Annotated in this window: 14 protein-coding genes and 1 riboswitch; of the genes, 2 read left to right on the top strand and 12 right to left on the bottom strand. The window is 73.3% G+C overall.

The window, feature by feature from the left end; genetic code table 11:
* Positions 1 to 19: 19 nt before the first annotated feature.
* The 9 genes from ABZ404_RS03125 to bioB form a co-directional block, all read right to left on the bottom strand.
* The gene (locus tag ABZ404_RS03125) at positions 20 to 1039 is read right to left on the bottom strand and encodes a hemolysin family protein (protein ID WP_358833482.1); all 1020 of its coding nucleotides are present in this window, start codon (positions 1037 to 1039) and stop codon (positions 20 to 22) included.
* Positions 1036 to 2622 carry a hemolysin family protein gene (locus ABZ404_RS03120; RefSeq protein WP_358833483.1) on the bottom strand — a complete coding sequence of 529 codons (1587 nt, stop codon included), beginning with the start codon at positions 2620 to 2622 and terminating at the stop codon, positions 1036 to 1038. The genes ABZ404_RS03125 and ABZ404_RS03120 overlap by 4 nt, the downstream gene beginning before the upstream one ends.
* A 304-nt stretch (positions 2623 to 2926) precedes the next feature.
* Positions 2927 to 5491 (bottom strand): FtsX-like permease family protein, encoded by a 2565-nt coding sequence (locus ABZ404_RS03115; protein ID WP_358833484.1) that lies wholly within the window; start codon positions 5489 to 5491, stop codon positions 2927 to 2929.
* 6 nt (positions 5492 to 5497) lie between these two features.
* Entirely contained in the window at positions 5498 to 6505 is a 1008-nt protein-coding gene (locus tag ABZ404_RS03110; protein WP_358833485.1) for an ABC transporter ATP-binding protein, read from the bottom strand.
* Between the two features lie 130 nt (positions 6506 to 6635).
* A complete protein-coding gene (locus ABZ404_RS03105) occupies positions 6636 to 7307 on the bottom strand; it encodes a class I SAM-dependent methyltransferase (RefSeq protein ID WP_358833486.1) in 672 nt (223 codons plus the stop codon).
* 217 nt (positions 7308 to 7524) lie between these two features.
* On the bottom strand, positions 7525 to 7878 hold the full coding sequence (locus ABZ404_RS03100; protein ID WP_358833487.1) for a VOC family protein: 354 nt from the start codon (positions 7876 to 7878) through the stop codon (positions 7525 to 7527).
* Entirely contained in the window at positions 7878 to 8570 is a 693-nt protein-coding gene (gene bioD / locus ABZ404_RS03095; RefSeq protein ID WP_358833488.1) for a dethiobiotin synthase, read from the bottom strand. Before bioD ends, ABZ404_RS03100 begins: the two co-directional genes overlap by 1 nt.
* A 1-nt stretch (position 8571) precedes the next feature.
* Positions 8572 to 9879 (bottom strand): adenosylmethionine--8-amino-7-oxononanoate transaminase, encoded by a 1308-nt coding sequence (locus tag ABZ404_RS03090; RefSeq protein WP_358833489.1) that lies wholly within the window; start codon positions 9877 to 9879, stop codon positions 8572 to 8574.
* Complete coding sequence (gene bioB / locus ABZ404_RS03085; RefSeq protein ID WP_358833490.1) at positions 9872 to 11059, bottom strand: biotin synthase BioB; 1188 nt, start codon at positions 11057 to 11059, stop codon at positions 9872 to 9874. Before bioB ends, ABZ404_RS03090 begins: the two co-directional genes overlap by 8 nt.
* Positions 11060 to 11203: 144 nt before the next feature.
* Between bioB and ABZ404_RS03080 the strand changes: the two genes are divergently transcribed.
* Entirely contained in the window at positions 11204 to 12346 is a 1143-nt protein-coding gene (locus ABZ404_RS03080; protein WP_358833491.1) for an 8-amino-7-oxononanoate synthase, read from the top strand.
* A 16-nt stretch (positions 12347 to 12362) separates the two neighbouring features.
* Here ABZ404_RS03080 and ABZ404_RS03075 read toward each other — a convergent pair whose 3' ends face one another.
* Complete coding sequence (locus ABZ404_RS03075) at positions 12363 to 12608, bottom strand: DUF397 domain-containing protein (RefSeq protein ID WP_358833500.1); 246 nt, start codon at positions 12606 to 12608, stop codon at positions 12363 to 12365.
* 10 nt (positions 12609 to 12618) lie between these two features.
* A complete protein-coding gene (locus ABZ404_RS03070) occupies positions 12619 to 13476 on the bottom strand; it encodes a helix-turn-helix transcriptional regulator (protein ID WP_358833492.1) in 858 nt (285 codons plus the stop codon).
* A 242-nt stretch (positions 13477 to 13718) separates the two neighbouring features.
* On the opposite strand from ABZ404_RS03070, the gene ABZ404_RS03065 reads away from it, so the two are divergent.
* A complete protein-coding gene (locus ABZ404_RS03065) occupies positions 13719 to 14150 on the top strand; it encodes an ATP-binding protein (RefSeq protein ID WP_358833493.1) in 432 nt (143 codons plus the stop codon).
* Positions 14151 to 14248: 98 nt separating this feature from the next.
* Here the strand turns inward: ABZ404_RS03065 and ABZ404_RS03060 are convergent, their stop codons facing one another.
* Positions 14249 to 14722 carry a C40 family peptidase gene (locus ABZ404_RS03060; RefSeq protein ID WP_358833494.1) on the bottom strand — a complete coding sequence of 158 codons (474 nt, stop codon included), beginning with the start codon at positions 14720 to 14722 and terminating at the stop codon, positions 14249 to 14251.
* Positions 14723 to 14725: 3 nt separating this feature from the next.
* Positions 14726 to 14892: riboswitch (cyclic di-AMP (ydaO/yuaA leader) on the bottom strand.
* Between the last annotated feature and the right edge of the window lie 217 nt (positions 14893 to 15109).

Raw genomic sequence — 15109 nt, 5'->3', positions numbered from 1 at the left:
CGCCCCTAGGTGCCGCCCCCTACGCCGTGTCCGGTCTGCCGACCAGCTCGCGCAGGACGTCCTCCATCGCGACCAGGCCCGCCAGCCGTCCGTCCTCGTCGAGTACCGCCGCGAGGTGCGTACGGCTGCGGCGCATGGCGGTCAGCGCGTCGTCGAGCGGTGTCGAGGTCCGGACCCGGGCGATCGGCCACAGCGCCGTCACCGGGAACGGCACGTCGCGCGGCATCGCGTCGAGCGCGTCCTTGACGTGCAGATAGCCGAGGATGCGATCGCCCGTGTCCACGACCGGGAAGCGGGAGAAGCCCGACAGCGCGGCGAGCCGTTCCAGCTCCTCCGGGGTCGTGCCGACCGGGGTGTGCACCACCTTCTCCAGGGGGACGACCACGTCCTGGACGGGGCGCCGCCCCAGCTCAAGGGCGTCGTGGAGCCGCTCGGCGGCCCGGTCGTCGAGCAGCCCGGCGTCGCCCGCGTCCCGGACCATCCGGGCCAGCTCGTCGTCGGAGAATGTCGCCGCCACCTCGTCCTTCGTCTCCACCCGCAAGAGCTTCAGCAGCGTGTTGGCGAAGGCGTTGATGGCGAAGATCACCGGGCGCAACGCGCGGGCGAGCGTGACCAGCGGCGGGCCGAGCAGCAGCGCGGTCCTGGCGGGTTCGGCCAGCGCGATGTTCTTCGGCACCATCTCGCCGAGCAGCATGTGGAGGTAGGTGGCGAGGGCCAGCGCGATGAAGAAGGAGACCGGACGCGCCGCGGCCTCGGGCACCCCGACCAGGTGGAACACGGGCTCCAGCAGGTGCTCGATGGCGGGCTCGGCGACCACACCGAGCACCAGGGTGCACAGCGTGATGCCCAGCTGTGCCGCCGCCATCAGGGCGGAGACGTGCTCCAGCCCCCAGATCACGCTGCGCGCGCGGCGGTTGCCCTGTTCGGCGAGCGGTTCGATCTGGCTGCGGCGCACCGAGATCAGTGCGAACTCCGCGCCGACGAAGAAGGCGTTGACGACCAGCGTCGCCAGACCGATCAGCAACTGGATGACGGTCATCGGCCGGCCCCCTCGTCGTCGGAATCCCGCAGGTCGTCACGGACAGCGGTGTCCTTGTGGGCGGCGGTGTCCTCGCGGCCGGGAGCGGGCTCATGGGCCTCGCGGGTCTCACGAGCCTCGTGGTCCACGTGGGTCTCGTGGGCCTCACGAGTCTCGCGGGCCTCGCGTCGGTCGCCCCGGCCCCGCCACGCGCCCCCGTGCTCACGGTGCCCGGCGCCCCGGTGCTCCCGCCGTCGGCGGTGTCCCGGCCCGCCCTCGTCGTCCGCGTCCCCGTCGCCGGGCAGCGGCGCGTGCAGCAGGGCGCGGGCGGCGCGGCGGCCGGACGCGTCGACGACGTCGAGTCGCCAGCCGCCCAGCTCCAGGCTGTCGCCCAGGGCCGGGATGCGGCCGAGCCCGGTGGCGATCAGGCCGGCCAGCGTCTCGTACGGGCCCTCCGGCACGCGCAGGCCGATGGCCTCCAGCTGGTCGGTGCGGGCGGCGCCGTCGGCGGAGTAGAGGATGCGCCCGTCGGCGTCCTCGCCGGCCCGGGCCAGGTCGGACGTCTCGTGCGGATCGTGCTCGTCGCGTACCTCGCCGACGACCTCCTCGACGATGTCCTCCATGGTGACGACGCCGGCCGTACCGCCGTACTCGTCGATGACGACGGCCATGGTCCGCCGCCCGTACAGCTGGTCGAGAAGCCGGTCCACGGTCAGCGTGGCCGGTACGAGCAGCGGCTCGCGCAGCAGCTCGGTGACGGGGTGGCGCGGCCGCTGCTCGACGGGGATGGCGAGGACGTCCTTGATGTGGGCGATGCCGACGACGGTGTCGAGGCTGCCCCGGTAGACGGGGAAGCGCGACAGACCGGTCGCGCGCGTGGCATTGGCGACGTCCTCGGCGGTGGCGTGCACCTCCAGGGCGGTGACCTGCACGCGGGGCGTCATCACGTTCTCCGCGTCGAGCTCCGCCAGGCTGAGCGTACGGACGAAGAGCTCGGCGGTGTCCGCTTCGAGGGCGCCCTGCTTGGCGGAGTGGCGCGCCAGCGCGACCAGCTCCTGCGGGCTGCGGGCGGAGGCCAGCTCCTCGGCGGGCTCCAGGCCGAGCCGGCGCACCATGCGGTTGGCGGTGTTGTTGAGGTGGCTGATGAAGGGGCGGAAGGCGGAACTGAAGACGCGCTGCGGGGTGGCCACGACCTTGGCCACCGCAAGCGGCGAGGAGATCGCCCAGTTCTTGGGCACGAGCTCGCCGACGACCATCAGGAACACCGTCGAAAGGGCGGTGCCGAGGACCAGCGCGACGGAGCGGGCCGTCGAACCGGACAGGCCGATCGAGCCGAGGGGGCCGCTGATCAGCTTGGCGATCGAGGGCTCGGCGAGCATGCCGATCACCAGATTGGTGACGGTGATGCCGAGCTGGGCGCCGGAGAGCTGGAAGGTGAGGCTGCGGACGGCCTTGAGGGCGCCGCTCGCGCCGCGCTCGCCGTTCTCGACGGCCCGCTCCAGCTCGCCGCGCTCCACGGTGGTGAGGGAGAATTCGGCCGCCACGAAGGCCCCGCAGGCCAGCGACAGCAGCACGGCCACCACGAGCAGAAGCACTTCGGTCATCGGTTCACCTCCGTCCCATGATCGGGCAGGGCGGGGAGGATCGCGCGATGTCGTGTACCGGTACGGCGATGGGTACTGGGAGGCTCGCCCATGGGCGGACGCTCACACCTTTCAGTCGTGGGTAGGTGCACCCATGGTAAAGCACTGGCAAAGTGACGGGATGGGGTGCCTGCCGGGGCCGCTGGCCGGGGCTGAGGCCAGGGCCGGGGCGGGGGGGGGCCAGGAGACTGCCCACGTCGCCCGGCCCCACACCCACACCCGCTGCCCCACTCCGCCCCCTCTACGCGATCGGCCCAGCCCACCCCTACTCGTGCGCGATCGCGGCCAGCACATTCATCCGCGACGCCCGCAGCGCCGGGAGCAGCGCCGCCAGCAGGCCCACGGCCGCCGCGCCCACGGCGACCGCGACCACCGTGGACCAGGGCACGGCGAACGCCTTGAGGCCCTGGAGCGCCAGCACCTGCTGGATGCCCACGCCCCACACCATGCCGAGGACGAGCCCGAGGAGCGCCCCGAACACCGCGATCACCACCGACTCCAGCCGGATCATGCGCCGCAGCTGGACCCGGGAGAGGCCGATGGCCCGTAGGAGTCCGATCTCGCGGGTGCGTTCCACCACCGACAGGGCCAGGGTGTTGACCACACCGAGCACCGCGATGACGATCGCGAGGCCCAGCAGCGCGTAGACCAGATAGAGCATCACCGCGATCTGGTCACGGACCAGCTCCTTGTAGTCCGCCCGGTCCCTCACCTGCACCTGGGGATACGGCTCCAGGGTCTTCTCCAGCGCGCCCCGCAGCCGGTCCGCGCCGGTGCCGCCGTGCGCGTTGACGTACAGCGCCGCGTCCTGGCCGCCCGGAAGGTAGCGCTCCACGGTCGCCAGCCCCATGAAGACCCCGCCCTCCACGCCGAACCCGCCCGAGGTGTCCATGGCGGTCAGTGCCGCCACCCGCAGTCGCGCGTGAGCGCCGGTGGCGAAGGTGACGGGGAGGGTGTCGCCGAGGCGTACGCGGTGGTCGCGCGCGTAGTCGCGGTCCATCGCCAGGTTGCCGGGGGCGAGAGCCTGGGCCGAACCGCCCGCCGCGTAGGTGAGGTGGGCGACGTCGTCGAGCTGGGGGTCGTAGCCGGAGGCGGTCGTACGGGGGGTCCTCCCGTCGGGCAGCGTCAGCCGCAGCGGGGCGAATCGCTGGCGGACGACGGTCTCCGTGCCCCGGACCGCGCGCACCTTGTCGGTGATCTCCCGGGGGAAGGGCTGGAAGGCGCTGTTCTGTACGACGAAGTCGGCGCCCAGGGTCTTGTCGATCTGCTGGTCGAACGACTCGGTCATGGAGGCGCTGGCCACCGACAACCCGGTCACCAGCGCGATCCCCACCATCAGGGCGGACGCGGTGGCACCGGTGCGGCGCGGGTTGCGCAGGGCGTTGCGCCGGCTCATCCGGCCCACCGGCCCGTACAGCCGGGGGAAGGCCGCGCCGAGCACCCCGATCACCGGCCGGACCAGGAGCGGCCCGGCCGCCACGGTCGCGATCAGGGTGAGCACGACGCCCAGCCCGAGCAGTGAGGAGGAGGCCGCCGTCTTCGTGGAGGTGACGCACCCGGTGATCGCCGCCGCTCCCGCCGCCGCGAGCACCGCCCCCACCACGGCCCGCACGCGCAAGGGCCGCCCCGCGCCGGATACTTCGGCGTCCGCGAGCGCCGCCATCGGGGAGACCCTGGCGGCCCGGCGCGCGGGCAGGTACGCGGCCACGAACGTCACGCCGACGCCGACCGCGCACGCCGCGACCGGCGTCCCCCAGCCGATCACCATCTCGGCGGTGCTGAGCTTCATCCCGAACATGCCCATCAGCGCGATCAGCCCGGCCGCCAGGCCGATCCCCGCGCCGAACCCCAGGGTGGAGCCGACCAGGCCGAGCAGCAGCGCTTCGACCAGCACCGACCGGCGCACCTGCCGCCGGTCCGCGCCGAGCGCCCGCAACAGGCCCAGCTCGCGGGTGCGTTGGGCGATCAGCATCGAGAAGGTGTTGACGATCAGGAAGACGCCCACCAGCGTGGCGACCCCGGCGAACCCCAGCATCACGTACTTCACGACGTCGAGGAATCCGCCGAGTTCGTCGGTGGCCGACTTGGCCCGCTGGGCGGCCGTCCTGATCTCGTACGAGCCGCCGACGGCGGCCGTGACCCGCTGCTTCAGCTCTTCGTCCGATACTCCGGGAGCCGCGTCCACCGAGATGGAGGTGGCGGATTCCGACGTGCCCAGGAGGCGGGTCTGTGCGGTCGGGGTGTCCAGGAAGAGCAGGGCCGCGCCCGGGTTGGTGGTGGTGAAGGTGGCGATGCCGACCACCTTCACCCGGAAGGAGCCGGGCTGGGCGAGAACGGTGAGCGGGTCCCCGAGGCGGACGTGCTTCCGGTCGGCGGTGCCCTTGTCGAGGAGCGCCTCGCCGGGGCCGTGCGGCGCGTGCCCGCTGGTCAGCTTCACCAAACTGCGCCTGGTGGGCGACCAGTTGGTCGCGATGGTGGGGGCGCCGCCGACCGGGCCGACCGCGTGGTGGGCGCGGTCGACGACGGTGATGTTCTCGACGGCCGCGTCCACGCGCGTGGCGGCCACGCCTTCCACGCTCGCGATCCGCGCGGCGAGGGAGGCCGGGACCGTGCGGATGACCCCGGACGACACCCGTTCGTCGAGCCCCTTGGGGGGCCCGACCGTCACATCGGCGGAGGTCGAGGCGAAGAGGCGGTCGAAGGTACGGGCCACGGTGTCCGAGAAGACCAGCGAACCGGCGACGAACGCCACCGAGAGGATCACCGCGAGCGCGGACAGCAGCAGCCGTCCCTTGTGGGCGAGGAAGCCGCGCAGGGTCGCCCTCAGCACGGCCGTTCAGCCCTTGCGCAGGGGGTCGAAGCCGGAGCCGCCGTCCTGGGCACCGCCCGGCGAGGCGCCACCGGGCGCACCACCACCCGGTGAACCGCCGCCTGGCAATCGGCCCTCGGGCGGACCGCCGCCTGACGAACCACCGTCTGCCGAGCGGCCTTCCGGCGGACCGCCGCTTGACGAACCACCGTCCGTCGAACGGCTTTCCGGTGAACGACCGCCCGCCGCCCGTCCGTCCCCCGCCGCCTCCGCCTCCGTCCCGGCGCCTCCCGAGAAGAGCCGCAGCCGGTCCAGTACCGCCTCGGCCGTCGGCCTCGGCATCTCGTCGACGATCCGGCCGTCGGCCAGGAACAGCACCAGGTCGGCACGGCCCGCCGCGACCGGGTCGTGGGTGACCATGACGACGGTCTGGCCCAGCCCGTCCACCGCCTCCCGCAGGAAGGTGAGCACCTCGGCGCCGGCCCGCGAGTCGAGATTGCCGGTGGGCTCGTCCGCGAAGATCAGCTCCGGGCGGGAGGCCAGCGCCCGCGCGCACGCCACCCGCTGCTGCTGGCCGCCGGAGAGCTGGGCGGGCCGGTGCCGCAGCCGGTCGCGCAGCCCGAGCGTGTCAATGACCCGGTCCAGCCACTCCGGGTCGGGCTTGCGCCCCGCGATGTCCATGGGCAGCGTGATGTTCTCGGCGGCGGTCAGCGTCGGCAGCAGGTTGAAGGACTGGAACATGAAGCCGACACGGTCCCGGCGCAGCCGGGTCAGCTCGCGCTCCTTGAGGCCGGTGATCTCGGTGCCGCCGAGCCACACCTGCCCCGCCGAGACGGAGTCGAGCCCGGCCAGGCAGTGCATCAGGGTCGACTTGCCCGAGCCGGAGGGGCCCATGACCGCCGTGAACCGGCCACGCGCGATGTCCACGTCGACCGAGTCCAGCGCCAGTACCGCCGTCTCGCCCGTGCCGTACGCCTTGGTCAGCGCCCGGGCCCGCGCGGCGGCCCCTTCACTCGCCGCTGCAGCTGTGGACAAGGCCGCCTCCCGGGTCGTTGCGTCGTGGCCGGACCGACTCCCGTACGGCATACGAGAGTAGAGGCGCGGACCGGTCCCCGGCCATCCGACGGCAGCGGGAGATCCGGCCCGTCCGGGCGGCGCCGGCGCGTCAGCCGAGATCCGGGCGCCGTGCCGTGCCCAGGACGCACGGTGAGGCCGGGTGGCGCGGCCCGTTCTCGGGCAGCCGCAGCCGGCGGATCCCGGTCACCTCGAAGCCGGCCGCCCCGATCGCCGCGACCGGGTCGCGGGAGGTGTGGCAGCCGCCGAACAGCAGCGGCCACAGGGTCCGGTCCGCCACCCGCTGGACGGTCGTCAGGAGGCGGCCCTCGGCCCGGCCGTGCTCGAAGAAGCGCAGCTCGCCGCCGGGGCGCAGGACCCGGCGGATCTCGGCCAGCGAGCGCGGCACGTCCCGTACGGAACACAGGACGAGCGAGACCACGGCCGCGTCGAACGCCTCGCTCTTCACCGGCAGCGCCTCGGCCGCGCCCGGCACGACGTCGACCGGCACGTCCGCGCGCAGGGCCGCCCGGACGGCGAGCCCGCGCAGCCCGCGCTCGGGTTCGATGGCGACCACCTCGGAGACGGTGCCGGGATAGTGCGGGAAATTGAGGCCGTTGCCCGCGCCGATCTCGATCACCCGGCCGCTGAGCCCGGCCAGCAGTTCACGGCGGTGGGCGGCCAGTCCCGCCCGGCGGTCGGCGCCTCCGCTGAACCGGCCGTAGAAACGGGCGAACAGGGGATGGTGCACGGCGTCCGGAGCGATCTTGGCGCGCTGCTCCATGGGGACCCTCCAACCAGGGGCGGAGAACGGCGGGGCGGACACCGGAATTGTCCCCGCCCCGGCCCCACGTCACCCTTCCCAGGCCCCCGGGTCGCCCGCCCCGGCCACGTCACCCGGGCCCCGGCCCCGGCCCCGGCCGGGTCACCCCCAAGGCCGGGGCACCCGCCCCGGCCACGTCACGAGCCCGAACCCGGGCCACCCCGCCCCCGAGCCCCCATCACTCGCCCACGAAACAGAACTCGTTCCCCTCCGGGTCGCGCATCACCTGGAACGTGCCCTGGGCGTCCGTCGCGGTCCCGCCCACCGCCCGCGCGCCCAGCCGCACCGCTGCCGCCCGGGCGCGGGCCACGTCCTCCACCGCGAGGTCGAAGTGGAGGCGGTTCTTGCCCGCCTTCGCCTCCGGCACCCGCTGGAAGGCGAGCCGTGCGGTGCCCGGCGCGTCGAGGTGGGCCCAGCCCGCGTCGCGGACCACCGGGGTGCCGCCGAGCAGCGCCGCCCAGAACCGCGCCAGGCGGTCCGGGGCGGCGCAGTCGACGACCGTCTGGCGCAGCCGTGCCCGTAAGACCGCCATCACAGGCTCCAGTCGCCGCCGAGCTCCGGACCGAGCCAACGCGCCGCCGAGGCACGGAAGTCGGCGGCCGGGAGCCGCCCCGCCCCCTCCGGCACCAGCCCCACCAGCGGCGAGCCCGAGGACTCCGGCAGGTCCGCCAGGTTGCAGCGGGACGCCAGATCCGGCTCGGCGGGCCAGCTCCCCACGACCACGCCCGCGCACGCGAGGCCGCGGGTCCGCAGCGCCTCGCCGGTCAGGGCCGCCATGTTCAGCGTGCCGAGGCCGGCGGGGGTGACGACCAGGACGGGCGCGCCGAGCAGCCGGGCCGCGTCCGCGAGGGTGCCGCCCTCGTCGTCGAGGCGGACCAGGAGCCCGCCCGCGCCCTCCACCAGGACCAGATCGTGCTCGGCGGCCAGCTTCTCGGCCGCCTCGGCGACCTCCTCCGGCCGCACCGCGCGCATCCCGGCCCGCCGGGCCGCCGTGTTGGGGGCCAGCGGGTCGGGGAACCGGGCGAGTTCGGCGCCGGTGATGTCGTCGCCCGCCAGGCGCAGCACCTCCGCCACGTCCCCGTGCTCGCCGGGCGCGACCCCGGTCTGGGCGGGCTTGAGGACGGCGACCGTGCGCCCGGCGGCGCGGGCCACCGCGGCGACGGCGGCGGTGACGACGGTCTTGCCGATCTCCGTGCCCGTACCGCTCACTACCAGTACCGCCATCTCAGCCCTCCCGAGCCGCAGCGCCCACGGCACGGCAGACGCGCGCCAGGTCCTCGTCGTCGGTCACATAGGGCGGCATCGTGTAGACGAGGTCGCGGAACGGGCGCAGCCACACGCCCTCACGGACCGCCGCCCGGGTCGCGGCCGCCATGTCCACCTCGTGGTCGAGCTGGACGACGCCGATGGCGCCGAGGACGCGGACGTCCTTGACCCCGGGCGCGTCGGCGAACGCGCCCAGGCCGTCCCGCAGCCCCGTCTCCAGGCGCTTGATCTCCGCCTGCCAGTCCTGGGCGAGCAGCAGGTCGATCGAGGCGCAGGCGACGGACGCGGCCAGCGGGTTGCCCATGTAGGTGGGGCCGTGGGCCAGGACCGGGACCTCGCCGGAGGAGATGCCCTCGGCGACCCGGGTGGTGCAGAGCGTGGCGGCCATCGAGAGGTAGCCGCCGGTCATCGCCTTGCCCACGCACAGCACGTCGGGCGCCACGGCGGCGTGCTCGGAGGCGAAGAGCGTGCCGGTGCGGCCGAAGCCGGTGGCGATCTCGTCGAACACCAGCAGCACGTCGTGCTCGTCGCACAGCTCGCGCAGCACCCGCAGATAGCCGGGGGAGTGGAACCGCATCCCGCCCGCGTTCTGCACCACCGGCTCGACGATCACCGCCGCCACCTCGTCGGCGTGGGCGGCGACCGTCTCCCGCAGATGGCGTACGTAGGCCTCGTCCGGCTCCGCGTCGTACCCGGTGGGCGGCGCGTCCGCGAAGACCTGCTCCGGCAGGCGGCCGGACCACAGGGAGTGCATCCCGCCGTCCGGGTCGCACACCGACATCGGCTGCCAGGTGTCGCCGTGGTAGCCGCCGCGCCAGGTGAGCAGCCGCTGCTTGCGCGGGCGCCCGGCCGACTTCCAGTACTGGAGGCACATCTTGATGGCGACCTCGACCGAGACCGAGCCGGAGTCGCTGAGGAAGACGTGCTGGAGCGGCTCCGGGGTGATCTCCACGAGCTTGACGCTGAGGCGCACGGCGGGCTCGTGGGTGAGCCCGCCGAACATCACGTGGCTCATCCGGTCCAGCTGGCCATGCGCGGCGGCGTTCAGGGCCGGGTGGTTGTAGCCGTGCAGCGCCGACCACCAGGAGGCCATGCCGTCGACGAGCTCGCGCTGCCCGTGGACCTCCTCGGCCAGGCGCAGCCGGACCCCGGACGCGGACTCCACGACCAGCGGCTCCTGGCGGCCCGGCATGGGGCCGTAGGGGTGCCAGACGTGCCGGCGGTCCAGCGCCCGCAGCTCGGCGACGTCGTAGTGGGGATCAGGCATTGGGGGCGAGGTCCGTTCCGGCGCCCCGGCGGCGCACCGCCACCAGGTCCGTACGCGCCTCGGGGACCTCGGCCGCGGCCGGGACGCTCTCGCCGCACGGGCCGCAGCCGCCGCCCTCGTGCGAACCGCAGCCGCTCGCCGCGTGCGAGCCGCAGCCCGCGGCGGCGATCGCGTCGGCGCGGTGCTCGGGCAGCGTCGTGGTGCCCGCGCCCTCCACCTCGAAGCCGGCGTCCGCGATCATCTCCAGGTCCGCCTTGCCCTCCTGGCCCTCACTGGTGAGGTAGTCGCCGAGGAAGATCGAGTTGACCAGGTGCAGGGCGAGGGGCTGCATCGAGCGCAGGTGCACCTCGCGGCCACCGGCGAGCCGCACCTCGACGTCGGGGCAGACGAACCGGACCATCGCGAGGATCCGCAGACAGCGCTGCGGGGTGAGGTTCCACTCCTTGGCGAGCGGGGTGCCCTCGAACGGGATGAGGAAGTTGACCGGCACCGAGTCCGGGTCGAGCTCGCGCAGCGCGAAGACCACGTCGACCAGGTCCTCGTCGCTCTCGCCCATGCCCGCGATCAGACCGGAGCAGGCGGAGAGCCCGGCCCCGTGCGCCTTCCGCACGGTGTCGACGCGGTCGGCGTAGGTGTGGGTGGTCGTGATGTCCCCGTACGTCCCCTCGGACGTGTTGAGGTTGTGGTTGTACGCGTCGGCGCCCGCCGCGCGCAGCCGCTCGGCCTGGCCGTCGGAGAGCAGGCCCAGACAGGCGCACACCTCGACGCCCTCGTTCTGCTCCTTGATCGCCTCGATGGTCTGCGAGACGCGGTCCACGTCGCGGTCGGTCGGGCCGCGTCCGCTGGCCACCAGGCAGACGCGCTTGGCGCCGCCCGCGACACCGGCGGCGGCGGCCCTGGACGCCTCGTCCGGCTTCAGCCAGGTGTACTTGAGGATCTCGGCCTTCGAGCCCAGCCGCTGCGAGCAGTACGAGCAGTCCTCCGGGCACAGCCCGGACTTCAGGTTCACCAGGTAGTTCAGCTTCACCCGGCGCCCGAACCACTGCCGGCGCACCTTTCCGGCGGCGGCCACCACGTCGAGCAGTTCCTCGTCGGAGGTCGCCAGTACGGCGAGCGCCTCTTCACGGCTCGGCAGCTCGCGCCGCAGCCCCTTGTCCACCAGCGTGTTCAGCAGGTCCATGGCGCCGATCCTTGCCCAAGACCCCGCTTCCAGCCAAGGAGGGATCGTACAACTGCGCTCCCTGAAGGTGTGTGTATCGCCACACCCTGTCCTCGTCCGCGCCGGAATAGGGTCTGTGCGCTGCCTACAAAAGGGATCTCCACCATGCCCCGAGCGCCATTCGACTGGATCGACGGAGCGACCGAGCGGCGCGAGCGCGCCGGTCTCGTACGGGTGCTGCGGCCGCGCGCCGCCGACCAGGACCTCCTGGACCTGGCGGGCAACGACTACCTGGGGCTCACCCGGCACCCGGCGGTCACCCGGGGCGCCGCCGACGCGGCGCTGCGCTGGGGCGCCGGTGCCACCGGCTCGCGCCTGGTCACCGGCACCACCGCGCTCCACACCGAGCTGGAGGAGGCGCTCGCCCGGTTCTGCGGCTTCGAGGCGGCGCTCGTCTTCTCCTCCGGGTACGCGGCCAACCTCGCCGCGCTGACCGCGCTCGGCGAACGGGACACGCTGATCGTCTCCGACGCGGGCAACCACGCCTCGATCGTCGACGGCTGTCGGCTGGCGCGCGCCGGCACCGAGGTGGTCCCGCACGCCGATCCCGAGGCCGTGCGCAAGGCCCTGGACGCCCATGGCGGGCCCGCGCTCGTGGTGAGCGACTCGGTCTTCTCGGTCGACGGCGACGCCGCCCCGCTGCCGGGGCTGGCCGCCGCCTGCCGGGAGTACGGGGCGGCGCTGGTGGTGGACGACGCCCACGGCCTCGGGGTGCTCGGCGAGGGCGGCCGGGGCGGTCCGCACGCAGCCGGGCTCGCGGGCGCGCAGGACGTGGTGGCGACCGTCACCCTGTCGAAGTCGCTCGGCAGCCAGGGCGGGGCGGTCCTGGGCCCGGCCCGGGTGATCCGGCACCTGGTCAACGCCGCCCGTACGTTCATCTTCGACACCGGCCTCGCCCCCGCGGCCGTGGGCGGCGCGCTGGCTGCGCTGCGGCTGCTCGAAGCGGAGCCGGAGCGGGCCGCCCGGGCCCGGGCGGTGGCGGCCGAGCTGCACGAACGGCTGACGGCGGCGGGTCTTCGGGCGGCGCGCCCGGACGCGGCCGTGGTCTCGGTGCGGGCGCCCTCGCCGGAGCGGGCGGTGGCCTGGGCGGCTGACTGCCGGAGCGCGGGTCTGGCGGTCGGGTGCTTCCGGCCGCCGTCGGTGCCGGACGGCGTCTCCCGGCTGCGGCTGACCGCCCGGGCCGACCTGACGGATCAGCGGATCCAGTGGGCGGTGGACACGATCCTGCGGACCGCGCCCACCGCCTAGTCCCCCGTTCGCACGCTCAACTCCCGCAGTCGGGCGCCTCGTCGAGGTCGACGGGCAGTCCGGCGAGGAAGCCGCGCCAGGCCCGCGCTCCGAAGAGCAGCGCGGGTCCGGCGGTCCGCTTGGAGTCGCGGACGGCGAGGAGTCCGGCGTCGAGGAAAGCGGTCTCGACGCAATTGTTCATTCCTGTACTACGGCTGCTGCGCCGCCATTGCGCACCGTTCAGAGAAGTGCTGGAAGGTGCATGCGTGGGGGGTACGGGCACCATGCCTCCCTTACACGCCGTCAGCCATCACGGCGATGAGATTCAGTGATTCCTCGAACGAGAGGGCCTGCGCCTCGACCGTATGGAACGCGGCGCTGTACGCCTCAAGGTCTTCTCTCCGTTCGAGATAGAGGCTACTCGTCAAGTGGTCGATAACCACAACGTCCAGATCGGAAATGTGCGGAAAGGAGAAGATAATGAAAGAACCGGTGAGACCGACATGGCCACCGCAGCTGAAAGGCAGCACCCGCAGCCGCACCTGGGGCAGTTGAGCCGTCCCCAGGAGATGGCGCAGCTGCCGCCGCATCGCGGCCGCGCCGCCCACCGCACGGTGCAGCGCCGCCTCGTCGACCACCGCGCTCAGCTCCAGCGGCGGATCGGCCCGCAGCACCTCCTGGCGCGCCAGGCGTACGTCCACCAGGGAGTCCACCCGTGCCGCGTCGAGCCCGCCGACGGCCGCCCGGGTCACCGCGCGGGCGTACTCGGGCGTCTGGAGCAGCCCCGGCACCACCGACGTCTCCAGGGTGCGCGCGGCCGACGCCTGGGACTCCAGGCTGATGAAGTCCCGGTACTGCGGCGGCAGCAGTCCCCGGTAGGCCTGCCACCACTGGCCGCCGCGCCCGTCCCCCGCGCCCGCCAGCGCCTCAAGCAACGCCCGCAGCCCGGGGTCGTCCACCCCGTACACCTCCAGGAGGCAGGCGACGTCGGCCGCCTTCACCCCGCTGCGGCCGGTCTCGATGCGGCTCACCTTCGACTGGTGCCAGCCCAGCCGCCCGGCGACCTGGCCGCTCGTGAGGCCGGCCGCGCAGCGCAGCCGGCGCAGTTCCTCGCCCAGTTTGCGACGGCGTACCGCGGGCCCGTGCCACATGTCGGCCTCCTTCCACCCGGGCGGGATTCGGGTGATGGGCAAGTGTGGCGCCCAAATACGGTCCTTCGTCGCAGAGTTCACCGCTTTGAGCGACAGATATATGCACATCTTGGTGGATCGGCGCATCCGGCGGCACGATGAGTGGCACTCTGGCGCGAAGCACAAGTCCGGGCCGTCCTCGTGTTTGTCCGCTCGCCGCGAGTCCAGCAGACCGGTCCGGGTGGGAAAGGGACAGCGTCGCCATGGCAGACCACCAAGAATCGACCCTCACTCTGCCGAGCGATCCCGCCTCGGTCTCCGCCGCCCGCAGACACGTCGCCGGCGTCCTCACCGAGTGGGGTCTTCCGTCGGACGCCGACACCGCCGACACGATCCGCCTGATCGTCTCCGAGCTGGCGACCAACGCCGTGCAGCACACCTTCGGCCTGTCGCCGACCTTCACCGTGGACCTGCGCCTGGAGCGCGACGAGCAGCTGCACATCGGGGTGACGGACAGCCACCCCCGCTGGCCGAAACGGCTTCCCGCGGCCGTCCAGCAGGACAACGGCCGGGGCATGGTGATCATCCGCTGGCTCGCCGCCGAGTGCGGGGGGCGTCTCTCGGTCACCCCGACGCCGGAGGGCGGCAAGACCGTCTGGATCGCGCTGCCGTGGACGGCGCCGGTCCAGAGCTGAGCCCCGGGGGCGGCTCGGGCGCCCCTGTACGGGCCGCGGGCCGGTGAGTGCGGGCGCGCCCACCCGCCCGCACCGACCGGCCCCGGGGACGGCGTGCGTCAGCGCACGCGCCCGTACCAGACGCTCTTCGACCAGATCTTCTCCAGCCGGACCACGGACCCCGTCTTGGGGGAGTGCCATATCTTTCCGTCCCCCGCGTAGATCCCCACGTGGTAGACGTTCGAGCCCGAGTGGAAGAACACCAGGTCGCCGCGTTGGCGGGCGGACGAGGAGATGTGCCTGGTGCTGTTGTACTGCTGCTGCGTGGTGCGCGGCAGCTTCTTGCCGGCCTGCTTGAACGAGTAGAGCGTGAGCCCCGAGCAGTCGAAGCGGTGCGGACCGCTGGCGCCGTACTTGTACGGGGCGCCCCTCTTCGACGCGGCGACGTTGAGCGCCTTCGTTCCCGACGTGGCGGCACTCGCCTCACCGCTGGCGCCCGGCGCCAGCATCGTGCCGCCGACGGCGGCGAGAGTGAGGGCGGAGACCGCCCCGACTCGGGTCAGCAGGGACGGAACGTGATTCAGCGCAGACATGCGCGACCCTTCGTCAAACCGCCTGCGAAGGATGACCTGTCGGGTTCGGACTGGCGAAGATGCCCGGCCGCTCTCACGGCTTCACCCCAGGGGCCTTCCGGTTGCCCGGCGGCCCCGCACTGCTTGGGTCCTCCACTCCTGCCGATCCGTGCGTTCGACCAGTCATCCGGGTACGGCGGCAGGACTCGGCGTCCGCCCGGACCGCCCCGCCGCGGTGGCGGGGGCTTGTCGTCGGTAGGGATCTTGACCCACCAAGTGTCGGATTTCCGAGCCGAAACGGCGTTTTGTGAGGCTCCTCACGACTGACCCGTTCGGGTGGACATCGATGTTTCAAGCTCCCTGACGGGGTGTCCGACCTGCGTCGTACCGGCGACGGAACGATTCATT

The organism is Streptomyces sp. NPDC005878, assembly GCF_040629815.1.
In the GTDB taxonomy this organism is placed as follows: Bacteria; Actinomycetota; Actinomycetes; order Streptomycetales; family Streptomycetaceae; genus Streptomyces.
The sequence above is the reverse complement of the archived record's forward strand: the minus strand, read 5'-3'. Positions and strand labels throughout refer to the sequence as shown.

Coding starts and splice junctions, on each gene's coding strand:
- bioB (WP_358833490.1), bottom strand. CDS start 11,059: ATGGACCTGCTGAACACGCTGGTGGACAAGGGGCTGCGGCGCGAGCTG.
- ABZ404_RS03100 (WP_358833487.1), bottom strand. CDS start 7,878: ATGGCGGTCTTACGGGCACGGCTGCGCCAGACGGTCGTCGACTGCGCC.
- ABZ404_RS03080 (WP_358833491.1), top strand. CDS start 11,204: ATGCCCCGAGCGCCATTCGACTGGATCGACGGAGCGACCGAGCGGCGC.
- ABZ404_RS03120 (WP_358833483.1), bottom strand. CDS start 2,622: ATGACCGAAGTGCTTCTGCTCGTGGTGGCCGTGCTGCTGTCGCTGGCC.
- ABZ404_RS03125 (WP_358833482.1), bottom strand. CDS start 1,039: ATGACCGTCATCCAGTTGCTGATCGGTCTGGCGACGCTGGTCGTCAAC.
- bioD (WP_358833488.1), bottom strand. CDS start 8,570: ATGGCGGTACTGGTAGTGAGCGGTACGGGCACGGAGATCGGCAAGACC.
- ABZ404_RS03060 (WP_358833494.1), bottom strand. CDS start 14,722: ATGTCTGCGCTGAATCACGTTCCGTCCCTGCTGACCCGAGTCGGGGCG.
- ABZ404_RS03070 (WP_358833492.1), bottom strand. CDS start 13,476: ATGTGGCACGGGCCCGCGGTACGCCGTCGCAAACTGGGCGAGGAACTG.
- ABZ404_RS03065 (WP_358833493.1), top strand. CDS start 13,719: ATGGCAGACCACCAAGAATCGACCCTCACTCTGCCGAGCGATCCCGCC.
- ABZ404_RS03090 (WP_358833489.1), bottom strand. CDS start 9,879: ATGCCTGATCCCCACTACGACGTCGCCGAGCTGCGGGCGCTGGACCGC.
- ABZ404_RS03105 (WP_358833486.1), bottom strand. CDS start 7,307: ATGGAGCAGCGCGCCAAGATCGCTCCGGACGCCGTGCACCATCCCCTG.